This is a genomic window from Kribbella antibiotica, assembly GCF_004349055.1.
Taxonomy (GTDB): domain Bacteria; phylum Actinomycetota; class Actinomycetes; order Propionibacteriales; family Kribbellaceae; genus Kribbella; species Kribbella antibiotica.
Genome location: NZ_SMKX01000087.1, coordinates 18,749 through 35,718, shown reverse-complemented (window position 1 = coordinate 35,718; position 16,970 = coordinate 18,749). Strand labels below are relative to the sequence as shown.

Sequence of the window (16,970 nt, the reverse complement as noted above, 5' to 3'; positions counted from 1 at the left end):
CCGAAGAACGTCCGCGTGGCAGCCATCGAACCCAGCTTCACCACCCCCGACTCCACCGCGCCCTACTCGGCCCCCGAGCCCGCGTGGTTTGCAGTGGTGTCCGAGTGGGTGCCTGGGCGGATGCCGGGCGCGCCTTGGACGCCCGAGGACTTTGCCGTCGTGACCGAGCGGTGCGAGCAGATGGCCGCCGCACTGGACCCCAGTCCGATCGCCGGGCTGGGCACCTTCCTAGAGACTCTCGAATCCGGCGAATCGTCATTGCTGGTGCCGAGTCAGATCCTGTCGGGCGACCGCCTGCTGCCACGCGGGCTGCAGGAGTGGGTCCCACGGGTCTTGCCCGAGCTGGCTGACCTGATGACCGCCGTACCGGAGGCGCTGACAGGCGAGGCGGCCGCCCACACGGATCTGCGACCGGACAACCTCCTGATTGACACCGCTGGCGCCTGCTGGGCGGTCGACTGGAACTGGCTGGCGCTCGGACCGCGCTGGCTGGACTGGGTTGGTCTGCTGCCGGTCGCACAGCACCACGGCATCGACACTTTCGCGGCGATCCGCACCAGCCCGCTCACCGCCGACGTACCGGCCGAGCAGCTCGACTGCTTCATCGCGGCCATAGCGTCGTACATGCTGAAGAACCCTGACAACCCACCACCGATCGGCACCACACCGGCGCTGCGCGAGCATCAGAGGTTCTCTGCGTGGACGTTCCTGGACTGGCTGGCGACGCGACGTGGGTGGACCGCCTACCGTTGAGGCATGACCAAAGCTCCGACCAGCAGGTTCAAGGTCGAGGTGCTCGACGGCGAGCGCACCTCGCGGCGTGAGGACGTTGTTGTCACCGAGGAGCCGCTGGAGCTCAGACTCGAGTGGCCGGGTCGCGCACCCGAGCCGCTCGTCGTCACCATGCGCACCCCGGGATCGGACTTCGAGCTAGCCGCCGGCTTCTGCCTCGGCGAGGGGTTCGCGGTTCGCCCGGGAGCGATCCGGACGGTCGCCTACTGCACCGACCAGGTGCTCACTCGCGAGCAGCAGTTCAACACCGTCACCATCACCTTCGACGGCCCGCCCGACCGCGAACCACCCCAGCGGTACGGCGTCACGTCGGCCGCCTGCGGGGTGTGCGGCCAGCAATCCCTCGACGAACTCGCCGAGCGCGACTATGACCCGGTCGACCCCGTCGAGGTCTCGATCGACGTCGTACGGCGCCTCCCGGATCTGCTCCGCGAAGCCCAGCCCACGTTCTCGCGGACCGGCGGTCTGCACGCGGCCGGTCTGTTCACGACCGACGGCCGCAAGGTGGTCGTCAAGGAGGACGTCGGCCGCCACAACGCCGTCGACAAGGTCGTCGGCTGGACTGTCCTCAACCAGCAGTCCCGCAAGGGCCTGGTGCTCGCGGTCAGCGGTCGCGCCGGCTACGAAATCATCCAGAAGGCCGTCGCGGCCGGGATCGGCATGATCGTCGCCGTCAGCGCGCCCTCCAGCCTGGCCGTCGACCTGGCCCGGAAGTTCGGCATCACCCTGGTCGGCTTCGCCCGCGGCGAGCGCTGTGTCGTCTACAGCCGCCCCGAGGGGATCATCCGTCCAGTTTGATGAAGGTCGCCTTCGGGACGTACTCGTAGCGGTCCGGCATACAGGTCAGGATGATGACTTGCCCATGATCGCCGGCCCGGCCGAGCAGCGCGCCCATGTCGCGCAGCCGGGCCTTGTCGGACCAGCCCAGCGCGTCGTCGAAGATGACCGGCACACTGCCATCGCCGGTGCTGACAAGGTGGCTGATCGCCAGCCGGGTGATGATCGCGAGCTGCTCCTGCGCACCCGTCGACAGCGCCTCGATCGGTAGCCGGATCCCATCCAGCTCGCGCTCGGCCACCGCCAGGTCGTCATCCAGCCAGATCTTGAACGACGGCCCGTAGACGCTGCGTCCCAACGCCTCGATCCGCGTCTGCAGCGGCTCGGAGTACTTGGTCTGCGCCTCAGCCCGATGCCGCCCCAGCGTCTCGTACACCCGCCGTGCTGCCTCAGCCCGTCGCTCCAGCCGCTCGTGCTCACTCCGTACGTCGGCCAGCTCCAGCTCGGCCATGTCCCGCCGAGTCGCCAGCCCATCCCGCCCGGACTGCTCCAGCCGGCCCTCGGTGGTCCGCAGCGCGTCGCGCAGGGTGTCCCGCTCACCCTGCATCCGCGTCGCGACCGCCAACGCATCCACCAGCTCACCGGCCACCTGGTCGGCGCCAGCCGCATCCGCCTGCTCCTGGACCGCGGTCAGCTCCTCCAGCACCGCCTCGACCTCAGCCATGGCGTCCGCTTCGGCCGCACTGACCGCAGCGTCGTCGAGAGCCTTCCGCGCCGAGCTCAGAGAGTCGATAGCAGCGGCCAACCGCTCCTCCGCGATCTCCGACCGCGCCCGCGCCTGCTGCGCCTCGGAGCGATCCTCATCCGCCGCCTTGCGCGCCTGCGCCGCCGCGAACTCCGCATCTGTCAGCAGCCGCTCGACACCGGCCAGCTCAGCCCGTACGTCGTCCAGCACCCGCTGCGCAGCTCCCAGATCATCCGCCGGAGCCTCTGGCAGCTCGAAGTCGTCGAACAACGTGTCGAGCGGAGAGACAAACTCCTCGAACAGTGACATCTGCCCCGGCACGCCCTCAACGGCTGCCTGCTTCGAACCGCCTTGCTCGCCGTCCTCGTCGCCGATCCCGAGCCGCGCGGTCAGCACCGCGATCCGCTCCCCCGGATCCCCCGCAGACGTCAACGACCTCTCGGTACGACGCGCTTCCTGCAGCTCGGCCGACGCCGTATCCGCCCTGCGCAGTTGCTCCCGCGCGGCCGCGACATCCTTCACCCCGGCCTTCTTCAGCAGCTCCCTCTCACGCCGCACCGCGTCATCGACCCGGGACCGCAGCGTCGCCGCCTCGCCGCCCGCGCGAATGGTCACCTCGAGCTGGCCCGGTACGCCGATGGTCAGCTCACCCGAGACCAGCAGCTCAGCCGATTCGTCGAACCCGAGCTCCTTGGGCATCCGGCCGGTGGATTTCTGGCCAGACTCCACGCCCTTGCCCGACAACTCGACCGGCTCCGCGCCAAGTCGCCGTACGACGACCTCCGGCACACCGGCCGCCAGCGCAGCACGCGCCTCGACCACTGCGGACCGGGCGTCCTCGAGCGCCGCGAACAACCCGTCGTCGACCTTGATCTTGTCCAGCACCGCGGCGGCCGTCACGATCCGGGAGCGCACGTCGATCAGCTCGGTCTGCTGCCCGATCAACCGCTCCAGCTCGGCCTCGTCGACCAGCCGGCTGACCCGCCGCTCGGCGTCCTGCACGTCGGTCCGCCGGATGTCCTTGAGGTCGATGACCTCCGCGAGCGCAGCCTCGGCCGCCTGCACGGTCTCGGTCGCGGCCTTCGCGACGGTGTCGGCATCAGCCCGGCGCTCAGCCAGCTCGACGTCGATCTTCGTGAACCGCTCGACCTCGTCGAGCAGCCGCTCGCGCTCTTCCCTGGTCCGGGTGTGGTTCACCAACCGGGCCCGCGCGGTCTCGGCCTTCGAGCGGACGGTGTCGCGACGCAGCAGGATCTCGTCGGTCGCCTGCTTACGCTCGCGAACCTCCTCGACCGTGCTCAGGTGGTCGGCCAGCCGGTTGTCGACGTCGGCCAGATCGAGCGTCAGCCGCTCGGCCCGGCGGATGTCCTGCTGGACGTCCTCCATCGCCTTCAACGCGTGGGCCGCCTGCAGCTCAGCCGCAGTGACCGTCTTCTCCGACCGCGCGTAGTCGCCAGTCGCCCGGCCGCCACGCGTCCAGTACCGCAGGTACTCGTGCTCGACCGCGCTCACCAACGGCATCGACGCGCCATCGACCGGCGTACCGGACTCGGCCGTGACCGCAGCGATCAGCGGCTCGGCGTCAGCCGGGGACGGCAGGATCAGCGACTGCCCCTGGCTGACCATCAGGGTCTGCCACAGCACCGGGTCGACGTACTCGTGGAACAACCGCTCGGCCTCGTTGTGCGCCTCGCGGCCGGTCCACGCCGTACGGCGTCCGTCGGCCGCGACAATGGCCAGCTCGGTCGACCGGTTCTTCAGCCAGCGTTTGGTGTAGATGAGCTCACGGCCGCCCAAGGTCAGCTCGGCGGTGACCGTCGGGCCAACGTCCTGACCGACCGGCTGGATGTCGCGGATCCGGGTCGACTTGGAGTCGTCGGGAAAGTCGAAGATCAGCCCGAACGCCTCGACCAGACTCGACTTGCCGACCTCGTTGTCGCCGACCACCACCGTCGTACCGAGGGCCGGCAGCCGAACGGTACGGTCCTTGACGCCGCGGAAATCCCGCAGCGTCAACGAATGCAGCCTCATCCCGCGTCCCGCGCCAATCGGTGCATCAGCGACAACGCGGCGCCCGCGCCTTCGTCCCCGCCGGCCAACGCCTGCCGCAACTCCTCCATCGCAGCCCGGGCGGGGCCGCTCAACTGCAACGCATCCAGATCCGCCGCATCCGGCGCCGGGCGAACCGTCCAGAACTTCGCCCACTTCTCAACGCTCGCGAACGCCTCACCCTGTACGTCGATCATCGTGTCCAGGCGGCTGAGCAGCGGCAGAGTGAGTGAGCCGTCCCCGGCCAGCCGCACGTACGTGCGCTCCTTGTCAGGCAGCTCGGCGAACCAGTCCTCGAGCGCCTGGAGCGACTCCTCGTCGAACAGCTCCACGCGGTGATCCACCATGTGCCAGGCGCCGACCCGGATCGGCTCGACCTCGATCTCGCTCTGGCTGACCGTCACCTTCAGCACGTTGCCCGGATCGGTCTCCTCGGGCGTCGTGACCTCCTGCGTCCCGGAGAACCAGATCCGGTCGGTCACCTTCGTCGCCGAGTGCCGGTCGCCGAGACCGACGTACTGGACCCGTCCATCCGCGACCGCGGCCTCGAGCGCCACCTGGTCGATCGGCGGGACCTCGGACATGCCACCGCTCAAGCTCGTCAACTGCCCATGCGCGAGCAGGACTCGCGTCGTACCGGCTGGTGGTGGTTGGAGGTCCGCGTACGCAGCCGCTGCCGGGTCGGACGTCGGCCGCCGCGACCGCCAAGGCGCCCCCACCACCTCAACCCCCGGCACAATCTCCACCGGCGTCGTATCCGTCAGCACGGTCACGTGCTTCGGCGCGTGCGCCTGCCACTGGCTAGACGTCCACAGCGACCCGGGCTCCAGCGCATCGTGATTCCCCGGCAGCAACACCACCGGAACCTGGATCCGCTTGAGCGCCTCACAGGCTCGCAGAATCGTCTGCCGCTCCACCTGGTTGTGCTCGAACACATCCCCGGTCACCACCACGAACGCAGCACCTGACTGCTCAGCAACCTCTCCGATCCGCGCGACAGCATCGAGCCGGGCCTGCCCCCACCGGGCCTGACCGTCCGGCCCCAGGAACCGGCGCAGCATCCCCAGCTGCCAGTCCGAACTGTGCAGAAACGTGATCGAGTCTTCCATTGCGCTGAGAACGCTAACCCGACCAGCCACAACCACCCAACCCAACACACCTCCCAGCCCCGAACCGCCCACACTCCGGACACTCAAAGGTCGATGGCAGGCTGACCCCCGTGGAGAGCGAACGGTTGCGACTGCGCGAGTTCACCTCGGGCGACATCGACTTGCTGGTCGAGCTGGACTCCGACCCACAGGTCATGCGGTTCCTCACCGGCGAACCGACGCCACGAGACGAGATCGCTAACGTCGTTCTGCCGGCCATGCTGAAGGTGTACGCCGACCATCCGGGGCTCGGTACGTTTGCCGCTCATGAGAAAGGCACCCGCACGTTCGTCGGCTGGTTCGGATTGCAGCCGACTGACGACGCGGCAACCGTCGATGTCGGTTATCGGCTGCTCCGGTCAGCCTGGGGCAACGGGTATGCGACCGAGGGCACCAAGACGTTGATCGACTATGCGTTCACGGAGCTCAGCAAGGATCGTGTGATCGCCGACACGATGGCGGTCAACCATCGCTCCCGAGCGGTGATGCGCCGCAGCGGCCTCCGATTCACCCGCCTCTGGCATGAGCACTTCGACGATCCCCTCCCCGGGACCGAGTTCGGCGAGGTCGAGTACGCCCTCGACCGGCACACCTGGGAAACTCGTCATCGTGCCTGACGATGAACGCCCGTACGCCGTCCTCGATATCGACGCCACGCTGTCCGACACGAGCAAGCGGGTGCATTTCCTCGACCGCAAACCCAAGGACTGGGACTCGTTCTTCGCCCAGGCCAAGGACGATGCCGTCCTGGACGAGGGCCTAGCCGTGGCAACCACGCTCGGCGAGAACCACGAGATCGTCTACCTGACCGGCCGCCCCGAGAAGCTCCGTCGCGACACTCTCAAGTGGCTCAAGGACAACGGCTTCCCCGAGGGCACGCTCTACATGCGGCGCAACACCGACCGCCGCCCCGGCGCCCAGATGAAGATCGACCGGCTCAGGAAACTCTCCGACGACAAGCCTGTCGCCGTACTGGTCGATGACGACATCAAGGTCTGCGCAGTCGCCGAGAAAGCCGGCTACACAGTGATGAGGGCCGACTGGGGACTCGATCCCGAGACCCAGCCGACCCTCTTCGAGGCCCAGGAGAAAGAGGGCCGGACGTAATGAACTACTTGCTGAGCCCCATGATCAGGGTGTTCGGGTACGGCGGGTAGCCGGGCAGGTAGAAGTTCTGCACCTTCGAGCCGTGCAGGAACGCGTTGCGCGCGTACAGCAGCGGGACGAGCGGGGCGTCGTTCATGATCTGCTTGTCCAGGGCGGCCCAAGCGGCGGCGGCCTTGGTCTGGTCGGACTCGGCGGTGGCCGCGGCGATCGCAGTGTCGACAGCCGGGTTGGAGTAGCGGGACAGGTTGTACCCGCCGTTGCCGATCTCCGAGGTGGCGAACAGCGGCTGGATGTTGCCGATCGCGCTCGGGAAGTCGGGCAGCCAGCTCGACACGGTCAGGTCGTAGTCACCCTTGTTGCCCGTGGTCGTCTCGATGTACTGCTTGTTGGGCAGCGGCTTGATGACGGCGTTGATGCCGGCCCGCTTGAGGCCCTGCTGGACCGCCTCGGCGATCGGGACACCGGTGGGGCTCTCGCTGTCGGCGACCAGGCTCAGCGTCAGATTGCTGACACCGGCCGCGGCCAGCAGCTGCTTGGCCTTCTCCGGGTCACCCTGCGGCTGCGCCTCGTAGGTGTTGTACTTCGCGTAGCCCTCGATACCCGGCGTGATCAGCGTGCTGGCGATCTCGCCGCCGAACTCCGGACCACCGCGGGCGACCTGGATCGCCTGCTTGTCGACGGCGTACTGGATCGCCTTGCGGACCTCGACGTTGGACAGGCCGGGCCGCTTGTTGTTCAGCGCCAGGTACAGCAGCGCACCCGACGGTGACGTGGCGACGCGAGCCTTGACGGCCGGGTCACCGGTGACGGTCGGGATCAGCGCGGCCGGGATGCTGACACCGGTCGCAGCGGCGAACTTGTCGTCGCCCGAGTCCTGGATGAGCCGCTGGTTGACCGCGTTGGACTCCAGCCCCATCTGCCAGACGAACGCGTCCGGCAGGCCCGTGCGCGCCGGGTCGCTGGCCTTGTCCCAGTTCGGGTTGCGCTCCAGCTCGAGCTTCGAACCCGGTGTGTAGGACTTCACCTGGTACGGACCGCTGGCCACCGGCTTCTCGCCGTAGTGCGCCGGGTCGGTGTCGGCCTTCTTCGGGACCGGCGAGAACGCCGGCATGCTGGCCACCCACGGCCAGTCGCCGAAAGCCTTGTTCAGCTTGAAGATCACCGTGGTCTCGTCCGGCGCCTCCACCGAGGCGAGCGAGGCGTTGTTCTTGTACGGACCGGTGTACTTGTCGCCGCCGACCAGCAGCGACTTGTGGTACCCCAGGCCGCCGGACAGCTCCGGCGCGAACGAGCGCTCGATGCCGTACTTGATGTCAGCGGCAACGATCGTCGAGCCGTCGGCGTACTTCAGGCCCGGCTTGAGCTTGTACGTCCAGGTCTTGCCACCGTCGCTGACCTGACCGGTATCGGTGGCCAGGTCCGGGACCAGCTCGGTCGCGCCGTCCGGCGAGGTCTTCCACGCGGTCAGGCCACGCAGGATCAGGTGGATCGCGCTCGTCCCGAGGTTCTGGCTCTTGGCCGGGTCGAAGCTGATCTCCTTGCTGGTGCTCAGGAACGACAGCGTGCCACCCTGCTCGGCGACGGCCGAACCGCCGGCGCTCGGGGCGTCCTTGTTGTTGGCGTTGCAGGCGGTGGCCGCCAACGCCAGCACGGCCGCAACCGCGACCGCTCGGGTGATGGTTTTCATCATTTCCTCTCGGGAGGGGGTGGCTCGGGAAAGTAGCAGGCGGCTCGATGCTCAGTCTGGCCGTTGATGATCTCCAGAACAGGCCGATCCGTGGCACAGATGTCTTCGGCCTTGTAACAGCGGGTCCGGAACGGGCAACCCGACGGCGGTGAGATCGGTGTCGGTACGTCGCCGGTCAGCACGATGCGATCGCGCGTCACTCCCGGCTCGGGCATCGGCACCGCGGAGAGCAACGCCTTCGTGTACGGATGGGCCGGCGCCGCGTAGACCTGATCGGCGGGCCCTTCCTCCACGATGGTGCCGAGGTACATCACCGCGACCCGGCTCGCCACCTGCCGGACGACGGCCAGGTCGTGCGCGACGACGACGTACGACAGGCCGAGCTCGTCGCGCAGGTCGGCCAGCAGGTTCAGCACCTGAGCCTGGACCGACACATCAAGCGCCGACACCGGCTCGTCGCAGATCAGCAACTCGGGGCTGACCGCAAGCGCCCGCGCGATCCCGATCCGCTGCCGCTGCCCGCCGGAGAATTCGTGCGGATACCGCTCCAGGTGCTCCGCGGACAGTCCGACCTTCTCCAGCAACTCGATCAGCTGGGCCCGGGTCGGCCGCGTCCCCTGCGCACGGAACGGCGTACTGAGGATCGTCCCCACCGACTGCCGCGGGTTCAGCGACGCCTGCGGGTCTTGGAAGACCATCTGCACCGTACGACGAGTTGGCCGCAACCGCCGGCCGCGCAGCTTGGTGACGTCCTTGCCACCGATCTGCACCCGGCCCGAGGTCGGATCGAGCAGCCGGGTAGCGACCCGCGCCAGCGTCGACTTCCCTGAACCGGACTCGCCGACCAATCCGACCGTCTCGCCCTTGCGGACGACCAGGCTGACCCCGTCGACAGCCTTGACCGTCTGAGCCGCCCGCCACGGCGCACCGCTCAAGCCGAAGTGCTTCCGGACCTCGTCCAACCGCAGTAGTTCCTCGGTCATGACACGACCTCCGGACGGCGACCCAGGTGGCAGGCGGCCTCGTGATCGCCCTCACCCGGACGCGGCGTGAGCTCGGGCCGCTCGGTGATGCAGCGCTCGCCGACCCGCTCGGTGTAGGCACAGCGCGGCTGGAACGGGCACCCGGTCTTGATCGACCCAGGCGACGGCGGCGAGCCGGGGATTGTCGTCAACCGCGGCTTCGGCGGTACGTCGATCCGCGGCATCGCCCCGAGCAGTCCCAAGGAGTACGGGTGCGCGGCCCGATAGAACAGGTCCCGGACCGTACCGCGCTCCGCCGCACGACCGGCGTACATGACCAGTACATCGTCAGCGACCTCCGCGACCACGCCGAGATCGTGCGAGATCAGGACGAGCGCCGTACCGAACTCTTCTTGGACGTCGGCCAGCAACTGCATGATCTGTGCCTGCACGGTGACGTCGAGAGCCGTTGTCGGCTCGTCAGCGATCAGCACGCGCGGGTTGTTCACCAGAGCCATAGCAATCACGACCCGCTGCCGCATTCCCCCGGAGAACTCATGCGGATAGCTCTTCGCGCGGCGGGCCGCATCCGGGATGCCGACCTTGTCGAGCAGCTCGACGGCTCGCTTGAAGGCGGCCTTCTTCGAGACGGCGTGGTGCAGCCGGTAGGCCTCGGCGACCTGCCATCCCACTGTGTAGTAGGGATTGAGCGCGGACAGCGCGTCCTGAAAGACGAGCGCGATGTCGTTCCCGCGGATCTTGCGCAGCTCGTCGTCGGGCAGACCGACCAACTCGCGGCCGTCCAGCAGGACCTCGCCCTTGACCTCGGCATTCGAGGGCAGGATGCCCATCACAGCCGCGGAACTGACGCTCTTGCCCGAGCCGGACTCGCCGACGATCGCGAGCGTCTTGCCGGGCGCAACGGCGAAGTCGATGCCGTCGACCGCCGGGACGAGGCCGCCCTCGGTATCGAAGGTGACCCGCAGGTCATGGACCTCCAGGATCGGGTCAGCCATGACTCACCCTCGGGTCCAGAGCGCCGTGCACTATGTCCACCACCAGGTTCGCGAGGATGACGAGGAACGCGGCGAACAGGGTGACCCCGACCACCACGGCGACGTCCAGATTGCCGACAGAGTCGATCAGCAGGTCGCCGAGCCCCTGCATGCTGAACACCTTCTCGGTCAGGATCGCGCCGCCGAGCAGACCACCGAGGTCCAGCCCGAACAGCGTGATGATCGGCACGAGCGCGCCGCGCAGACCGTGCGTGACGACGACGCGGCGCTCTCCGGCGCCCTTGGCCCGCGCGGTGGTGATGTGGTCGAGGTTGAGCTCCTCGAGCATCTGCGCCCGGGTCAGCCGGATGTACGACGACGCCTGCAGCACCGCCAGCACCAGCCACGGCGTGACCAGGTGCCAGGCCCAGTCGACCGGGCTCTCGGTCAGCGGCACGTAACCGTTGACCGGGACCATGTTCAGCCAGAAACCGAAGACCAGGATCGCCAGCAGACCGAACAGGAACGACGGGGTGGACACTCCGATCAGCGCGAATCCGACCGCCAGCCGGTCGAGCAGCCGGCCGCGGTTCAGCGCGGCGAGCACCCCCAGCGAGACGCCGATGACCAGCCAGAGGACGGCCGCACCGAGGGCGATCGAGGCCGTCACCGGGAAGCGGTCGGCGATCAACGTGGACACCGGCCGGGCCAGCGGGAACGAGTACCCGAAGCAGGGCGCGTCGCAGTGCAGCACCGCCGCACCCTCGCCGTACGACCGGCCGGCGACGATGCCCTTGAGGAAGTTCAGGTACTGCTGCATCGTGCTCTGGTCCAGCTGCATGAAATGCCGGGCCTGCTCGAGGCGGTCCGGCGTACAGGGTTTGCCGCAGGCCAGCAGTGCCGGGTCGGTCGGGATCGCGTAGAAGACGAGGTAGACCGCCAGGCTGAGGGCGAGCATGACGAGCAGCGCGGAGAACAACCGGCGGATGACGAACCACACGAGGCCGGGCATCAGTGGGTCCTCCGCAGCCGGACGTCGAACGCATCCCGGACGCCGTCACCGAGCAGCGTGAAGCCGAGGACGGCCGTGAACAAGGCGATCCCGGGGAACACCATGAACCACGGGTCGGTACCGGTGTAGACCCAGACGATCGAGTCCGAGATCGACCGGCCGAGACTCGGTGTCGGTGGCGGCACGCCGACACCGAGGAAGGAGAGCGCGGCCTCGGCGCCGATGTAGCCGGGGATCGCCAGGGTCGCGATGACCAGGACCGGGCCGAGCAGGTTCGGCAGGAGCTCGCGGGTGATCACCCACCAGCCGGACGAGCCGACACTGCGGGCTGCCTCGACGAACTCACGGGTGACCAGCGAGCGGGCCTGCGCGCGGATCAGCCGGGCCAGGCCCGCCCATCCGAAGAAGCTCAGGACGCCGATCAGCAGCAGCGGCCGCGGCACGCTGGTGGGCACGATGATGCCGAGGGCAATCATGAAGACGAGCTGCGGGAAGCCGAACAGGAAATCCAGGAACCGCGACAGGACGGCATCGAACCAGCCGCCGACATACGCGGCGGTGATGCCGAGCAGCGTGCCGATCACGGTCGTGACGAGCGTGACCACGATCGCGATCACCAGCGACGTCCGCAAACCGAGCACCACGATCGAGAACAGGTCCCGACCGGTCAGCGGCTCCACCCCGAACCAGTGCTCCGCACTCACCCCGCCGAACGATCCCCGTGGTGCGTTTCCGCGCACCGGATCGAGCAGGTCGATGTGGTACGTGAACGCATCCTGCCCCGACAGCTTCACCAGCAACGGCGACGCCGCCGCGACCACGATCAGCACAACCACGAGCACCAGACCGAAGCGCGCGCTCCGATCACGCCGTACCCGCCTCAAGGCTTGCCGGGTAGGTGAGACCACCCCGGCGACCGACGAACTCACACGCTCTCCTGACGAGTTGTTTCAAACAGCCGACACAAGTTAGGCGGCATCCTCCCACCCCACCGACCGTGTCTTGAATCCTGAGAATCTCGACTTGGTAACTCCAGATTCGGATAGCCCCCTTCGACTGACTACTCTCCGTCCATGGAGCTGCTTGAGTACACCCTCTACGGTCCCACCGACGGTTTCCCGGTGATGTCGCTCGGCGGCTCCCCCAGCACCCGCTGGAAGCGGCCGGAAGCCGTCGAAGACATGGTGGAATCCGGTCTGCGGATCCTCATTCCCGACCGTCCCGGGTACGGCGGTTCGCCCCGTCGACCCGGCCGTACGGTCGCCGACGGGGCCGGCGATATCGCGCGGCTGGCGGATGCGCTCGGCTGGACGACCTTCGCCGTCATCGGCGGTTCCGGTGGCGGTCCGCACGCGCTCGCGTGTGCCGCGCTGCTTCCCGATCGCGTCACCCGCTGTGCCGTCGTCGGCGGGATCGCCCCACTGACCGCCGATGGCCCCGCGCCGACCGAGGCCGACGAACTGACCGATCCGCGGCGGAGCCTGACGGCCTGGCTCGCCGTGCACGACCCGGCCCGATTCCGCGCCCGGTTCGCCGACGGCGCCGAGCAGATCATGGCGGCGGTCGCGGCCGGCGGGCCCGAATTTCCGCCCGCTCCGGGCTCACCGCCAGGGCCGCCTGCGCGCGACGACGCTGACGCGATGGCCCGGCTGACCGCAACATTCGGTAGCGGCAGCGTCGAGGGCTCTCTCGACGACAACATCGCCTTCGCGACCCCGTGGGGGTTCGACCTGGCCGATGTCCGGGTGCCGACCACGATCTGGCACGGCACCGCCGATGAGCGAGGCGGCCGGCACGCCGTCCTACTGACCGCGGCCATCCCGGCCGCCGAATCCATCCAGTACGCCGGTGGCCACGTGCCGCCGAGCCCGGCGTACCGGGAAATTCTCCGATGGTTGCGCGGCGCAACTAACCGAGCTGGTTCGACTCGGTAAGCTCGGCTGCATCAGCCGCCGCCGGATGACGGAGGAACGAACGTGCTCGAGCTCAGTGGAACCACATGGGCGATCACCATCGGACTGATCGTTGTGCTGCTGGCGGTGGACCTGCTGCTCGCAGCCCTCCGGCCGCACCGGGTCGGGTTCAAGGAGGCGGCCGCCTGGTCGGTGTTCTACGTCGCCGTCGCGATCGCGTTCGGCCTGTGGTTCATGAGCCAGTACGGCGGTGACTTCGGCGCGCAGTACTTCGCGGGCTACATCGTCGAGAAGAGTCTGTCGGTCGACAACCTGTTCGTGTTCGTGATCATCATGACGACGTTCGCCGTACCGGAGGAGCACCAGCACAAGGTGCTCACGTTCGGCATCGTGCTGGCGTTGCTCATGCGGGCGGCCTTCATCGCGCTCGGGGCGACGCTGCTGTCGCTGTTCTCGTTCATGTTCCTGATCTTCGGGCTGCTGCTGCTCTACACCGCGGTCCAGCTGTTCCGGCACCGCGACGAGGACCCCGACGTCGAGAACAACGTGATCGTGAAGACCGCGCGCCGGCTGCTGCCGGTCAGCGAGGAGTACGTCGGCGGCAAGCTGACCGCCCGGATCGACGGCCGGAAGGTGGTCACCCCGCTCTTCGTCGTACTGATCGCCATCGGCGGCGTCGACCTGCTGTTCGCGCTGGACTCGATCCCGGCCGTGTTCGGGGTCACCGACGAGGCCTACATCGTCTTCGCGGCCAACGCGTTCGCCCTGCTCGGCCTGCGGGCGTTGTTCTTCCTGGTGAAGGGCCTGCTCGACCGGCTCGTGTACCTGTCGGCCGGCCTCGCGATCATCCTTGCCTTCATCGGCGTCAAGCTGATCCTGCACTGGGCCCACGTCGACATCCACCAGAGCATCCCCGAGGTCTCCACCCCGGTCAGCCTCGGCGTGATCATCGGCATCCTGGTCATCGTCGTGGTCGCCAGCCTGCTCAAGACCCGCAACGACCCGACCATCACCGCACACGCCGGGTCCCTGCACGGAAAGCCCAAAACTTCCGAGGAATAAGCACTCAACCTTCGCCGGCGCTGGTGTCATCTCTAGTTCTGAGCAGCCACGGTGGCTGCGCAGGACTCGAGGGGACACTGACATGAACAAGTTCGGGATCGTTGCAGCACTGGCGGGCGCGGGGGCCCTCCTGGTCGGCGGGACCCTGCCAAGTACCGCAGCCGTTGCCTCCAGCAACAGCCAGGCCGCGTCGTCGCCGGTGTTCGTGAAGCGCTACTTCGCGAACACCAGCCCGGGCCACCCGCACGCCGGTGCCTACGTACCGAAGACCTGGAAGCACCAGGTGCTCGCGCCGTGGCAGGACAAGTTCGCCGACGCCAAGCACAACCAGATGATCCGCTTCAACAGCGCCACGGACACCAGCGTGAGCACCACGCAGGCCATGAAGCGCAAGGTCGCGGCTCTCAAGCACACCCGCGGCCTGAAGGTGGTCAGCACCTCGACGGCGTCGATGAAGTCGACCTCAGGCCAGGGCCCGCTGACGATCAGCACCGTCGTCTACACCTACCGCAGCGGCAAGACCACCCGCTGGGTCGCCGACCGGTTCATCGGCCTGCAAGGCGTCAACTACTCCGAGGTCGAGGTCATCGTCGGCGGCGCCCCGAAGGACTACAAGTACCTCGGCACCGTCCTGCTCAACGGAACCCGCTCACTCCAACTCGGCAGCTGAGCTGGTAGCTCGTCCCTGGGACCTCAGTCTGCGTCGATGAGGTCCCAGCGTCGTTGGCGGAGCAGGCGGGTGGCTGCCCAGGTGATGAGTGCGCCGACGAGCACGCCGGGCAGGAGCCAGCGCCAGCCGGTGAAGATGCTGCTCTTGACGATCGCAGGTTGAGGTTCGGGTTCAGCTTGGGGTTGGGCGAGGGTGGTGGGACCCCCGACGAACTGTTCGCCGTTGCGGAGACCGGGGAGCAGCTTGAGGGAGCCCAGGAGCTTGGTCAGCGCGACCGGGTCAGTGCTGGTGTGCCAGACCGGCTTGCTGAGCTCGGGTGAGCCGTTTTTGCTTTCGCTCGTGGCGATCCACGGGCCGCCAGCTGCGTCGGGGTAGATGATGTCGATCCGCCAGACGTTCATGTCGTGGATGAGCCAGGTGGCGCGGACGAAAGCGCCGGCCTCATGCGAGGTGTCGCCCGGAACACTTCGGGTGCCCTCGGCGCTCGTGAGCCGCTGGAGCTCGGCGTACTGGGGGTTGTCGTAGCCGACAGCGGCCACGTGTGGGGGCGCGCTGAGCAGCACGCTGGTGGGACCACCCGCATGCGCAGGAGTGGCCACGGTGAAAGTCACGAGCACAGCTAGTACGGCGAGCGTCCGTCTGATCATGAACTGGATACACCGCCACCGGTCAGGAGGTTCCGGCAGCCACCTGCGTCGCGCGCTGCTTGTCGGCGCCCTCCAGGCGGAAGGTGGTGCCGGTCCGCTCCCAGACCAGCGTCGGTCCGGCGATCCGCAGCACCTGTGTGTTTACCAGCAGCAGCTCATGCGGAGTGCTGAACCAGTAGCCGTTGACCGCCTCGATGTACTCAAGCGCGTCGTAATGCTGCTTGAGGTAGAGCGGCGAGATGCCAGAGCGGAACTGCTCGAGCCGCAGTCCTCCCCAGCTCATCGCAACGAAGCCCGGCGACGCGTCCACAGCCGAGGGTGCGCCCAGATCCTTGGGCAGCGCCGGAGTGAACCCAGCAACCCGGGCCGCCTCCTCCAGCGACAGCTGACCGGACACTGACGGCACAGGTGGAGCGCTCCGCGGTGCAGCGCCGCCCGGGACAGCCTGTACTCCCCCGATCCGCAGCCACTCGGCGACCGTCGCGCGCACCGGCGGTGTCAGCGCCAGGCCTGCCAGCAGCACACACAGTCCGGCGACAAACGCGCGCCAGCGGTCTCGCAACCGCCGACGGACCGGTACGCCGGCCACCCGCGCCAGGACCGCGGCAGTCAGCTCAGAGTCGACCGGCGGGACCTCCATGGACCGCCCTAGCGTGCGTAGCTCGTCCTCCAGGTTCATGGCAGCACCTCCTCCCGTAGTCGCCCCAGCGCCCGATGCAGCCGCGACTTGACCGTCCCCCGCGGCCAGCCGAGCACCACAGCCGTCTCCTGCTCATCCAGCTCCAGCAGATACCGGCACGTCACCACCAGCCGCTGCGGCTCAGGCAGAGCCCGTACGGCGCTCAGCAGCTCAGCCCGCCGTTCCAGCGTCACCGCCTCCTCCGCCGGATCCAGCACGACGTCCAGCGGCCCAGCGATCTCTTCACGTCGACTCCGACGAGTCCGCGACCGCACCGCATTCCGCGTCTCGTTGGCGACGATCCGCAGCAACCACGGCCGAAACGCAGCCCCACCGCGGAACCCACCCAACGCCCGGTACGCCTTCACGAACGACTCCTGCACCACGTCGTCCGCATCCGCACCAGCGCCGAGAAAGATCGCCGTACGGTGGGCGATCGGGGCATGCAGCAGCACCAGCTCGCCATACGCGGCGGAATCACCACCACGCACCCGAGCCAGAATCTCCGCTTCACCGTCGCTGATCCGGACCTCCTCGGTACCTTCCGACACTGTCATTACACCGCTCATGACGGTTCGGTTCCGACAGTGTGGCTGGACCCACCCGGGTGTGTGGCTGGACCTGTATTGGACCGCCTCGGGGTCTTCGGAGTCGCCAGTGCGGTGATTCTGAGCGTGGTGATCGCGCATGCGGCGACACACGAGACCGTGAACACGTTCCTGTGG

17 protein-coding genes are annotated in these 16,970 nt (G+C 68.0%); 7 read left to right on the top strand and 10 right to left on the bottom strand.

The genetic code is table 11. From position 1 onward, the window contains the following. Both E1263_RS26025 and fdhD read left to right on the top strand, forming a co-directional pair. Positions 1-753 (top strand): aminoglycoside phosphotransferase/kinase family protein (locus E1263_RS26025; RefSeq protein WP_132171884.1); only part of this gene is annotated, 753 nt, incomplete at its 5' end. Between the two features lie 3 nt (positions 754-756). Further along, positions 757-1,590: a formate dehydrogenase accessory sulfurtransferase FdhD gene (gene fdhD, locus E1263_RS26020; protein WP_132171882.1), complete on the top strand. Its 834-nt coding sequence runs from the start codon at positions 757-759 to the stop codon at positions 1,588-1,590. Here the strand turns inward: fdhD and E1263_RS26015 are convergent. Continuing rightward, positions 1,574-4,345: an AAA family ATPase gene (locus E1263_RS26015; protein WP_132171880.1), complete on the bottom strand. Its 2,772-nt coding sequence runs from the start codon at positions 4,343-4,345 to the stop codon at positions 1,574-1,576. The genes fdhD and E1263_RS26015 overlap by 17 nt on opposite strands. Continuing rightward, entirely contained in the window at positions 4,342-5,472 is a 1,131-nt protein-coding gene (locus E1263_RS26010; RefSeq protein ID WP_132171878.1) for a metallophosphoesterase family protein, read from the bottom strand. Before E1263_RS26010 ends, E1263_RS26015 begins: the two co-directional genes overlap by 4 nt. A 110-nt stretch (positions 5,473-5,582) precedes the next feature. Here E1263_RS26010 and E1263_RS26005 point away from each other — a divergent pair, with 110 nt between their 5' ends. Then, positions 5,583-6,128, top strand: a complete 546-nt coding sequence (locus tag E1263_RS26005; RefSeq protein ID WP_238161536.1) for a GNAT family N-acetyltransferase — start codon at positions 5,583-5,585, stop codon at positions 6,126-6,128. Further along, entirely contained in the window at positions 6,121-6,618 is a 498-nt protein-coding gene (locus tag E1263_RS26000; RefSeq protein WP_202869054.1) for a phosphatase domain-containing protein, read from the top strand. The genes E1263_RS26005 and E1263_RS26000 overlap by 8 nt, the downstream gene beginning before the upstream one ends. 4 nt (positions 6,619-6,622) lie before the next feature. On the opposite strand, the gene E1263_RS25995 is transcribed toward E1263_RS26000, so the two are convergent. Genes E1263_RS25995 through E1263_RS25975 form a run of 5 tightly spaced genes read right to left on the bottom strand, consistent with a single transcriptional unit; the run spans position 6,623 to position 12,203 of the window. After that, positions 6,623-8,305: an ABC transporter substrate-binding protein gene (locus E1263_RS25995; protein WP_132171874.1), complete on the bottom strand. Its 1,683-nt coding sequence runs from the start codon at positions 8,303-8,305 to the stop codon at positions 6,623-6,625. Next, positions 8,305-9,288: an ABC transporter ATP-binding protein gene (locus E1263_RS25990; RefSeq protein WP_132171872.1), complete on the bottom strand. Its 984-nt coding sequence runs from the start codon at positions 9,286-9,288 to the stop codon at positions 8,305-8,307. The genes E1263_RS25995 and E1263_RS25990 overlap by 1 nt, the downstream gene beginning before the upstream one ends. Then, a complete protein-coding gene (locus tag E1263_RS25985) occupies positions 9,285-10,283 on the bottom strand; it encodes an ABC transporter ATP-binding protein (protein WP_132171870.1) in 999 nt (332 codons plus the stop codon). The genes E1263_RS25990 and E1263_RS25985 overlap by 4 nt, the downstream gene beginning before the upstream one ends. Beyond that, complete coding sequence (locus tag E1263_RS25980; RefSeq protein WP_132171868.1) at positions 10,276-11,274, bottom strand: ABC transporter permease; 999 nt, start codon at positions 11,272-11,274, stop codon at positions 10,276-10,278. The genes E1263_RS25985 and E1263_RS25980 overlap by 8 nt, the downstream gene beginning before the upstream one ends. After that, on the bottom strand, positions 11,274-12,203 hold the full coding sequence (locus E1263_RS25975) for an ABC transporter permease (protein ID WP_132171866.1): 930 nt from the start codon (positions 12,201-12,203) through the stop codon (positions 11,274-11,276). The genes E1263_RS25980 and E1263_RS25975 overlap by 1 nt, the downstream gene beginning before the upstream one ends. A 144-nt stretch (positions 12,204-12,347) precedes the next feature. On the opposite strand from E1263_RS25975, the gene E1263_RS25970 reads away from it, so the two are divergent. The 3 genes from E1263_RS25970 (at position 12,348) to E1263_RS25960 (ending at position 14,919) form a co-directional block, all read left to right on the top strand. Further along, positions 12,348-13,208 carry an alpha/beta fold hydrolase gene (locus E1263_RS25970; protein WP_132171864.1) on the top strand — a complete coding sequence of 287 codons (861 nt, stop codon included), beginning with the start codon at positions 12,348-12,350 and terminating at the stop codon, positions 13,206-13,208. A 42-nt stretch (positions 13,209-13,250) separates the two neighbouring features. Continuing rightward, entirely contained in the window at positions 13,251-14,249 is a 999-nt protein-coding gene (locus tag E1263_RS25965) for a TerC/Alx family metal homeostasis membrane protein (protein WP_132171862.1), read from the top strand. Positions 14,250-14,331: 82 nt separating this feature from the next. Further along, on the top strand, positions 14,332-14,919 hold the full coding sequence (locus E1263_RS25960) for a hypothetical protein (RefSeq protein ID WP_132171860.1): 588 nt from the start codon (positions 14,332-14,334) through the stop codon (positions 14,917-14,919). A 23-nt stretch (positions 14,920-14,942) separates the two neighbouring features. Here the strand turns inward: E1263_RS25960 and E1263_RS25955 are convergent, their stop codons facing one another. From E1263_RS25955 to E1263_RS25945, 3 genes are read right to left on the bottom strand one after another with little or no spacing between them, the layout of a single operon-like run. Further along, positions 14,943-15,566, bottom strand: coding sequence for a hypothetical protein (locus tag E1263_RS25955; protein WP_132171859.1), 624 nt, complete (start codon positions 15,564-15,566; stop codon positions 14,943-14,945). A 22-nt stretch (positions 15,567-15,588) separates the two neighbouring features. After that, positions 15,589-16,245 carry a hypothetical protein gene (locus E1263_RS25950; protein WP_132171857.1) on the bottom strand — a complete coding sequence of 219 codons (657 nt, stop codon included), beginning with the start codon at positions 16,243-16,245 and terminating at the stop codon, positions 15,589-15,591. Then, a complete protein-coding gene (locus tag E1263_RS25945; protein ID WP_132171855.1) occupies positions 16,242-16,802 on the bottom strand; it encodes an RNA polymerase sigma factor in 561 nt (186 codons plus the stop codon). The genes E1263_RS25950 and E1263_RS25945 overlap by 4 nt, the downstream gene beginning before the upstream one ends. Positions 16,803-16,970 lie beyond the last annotated feature (168 nt).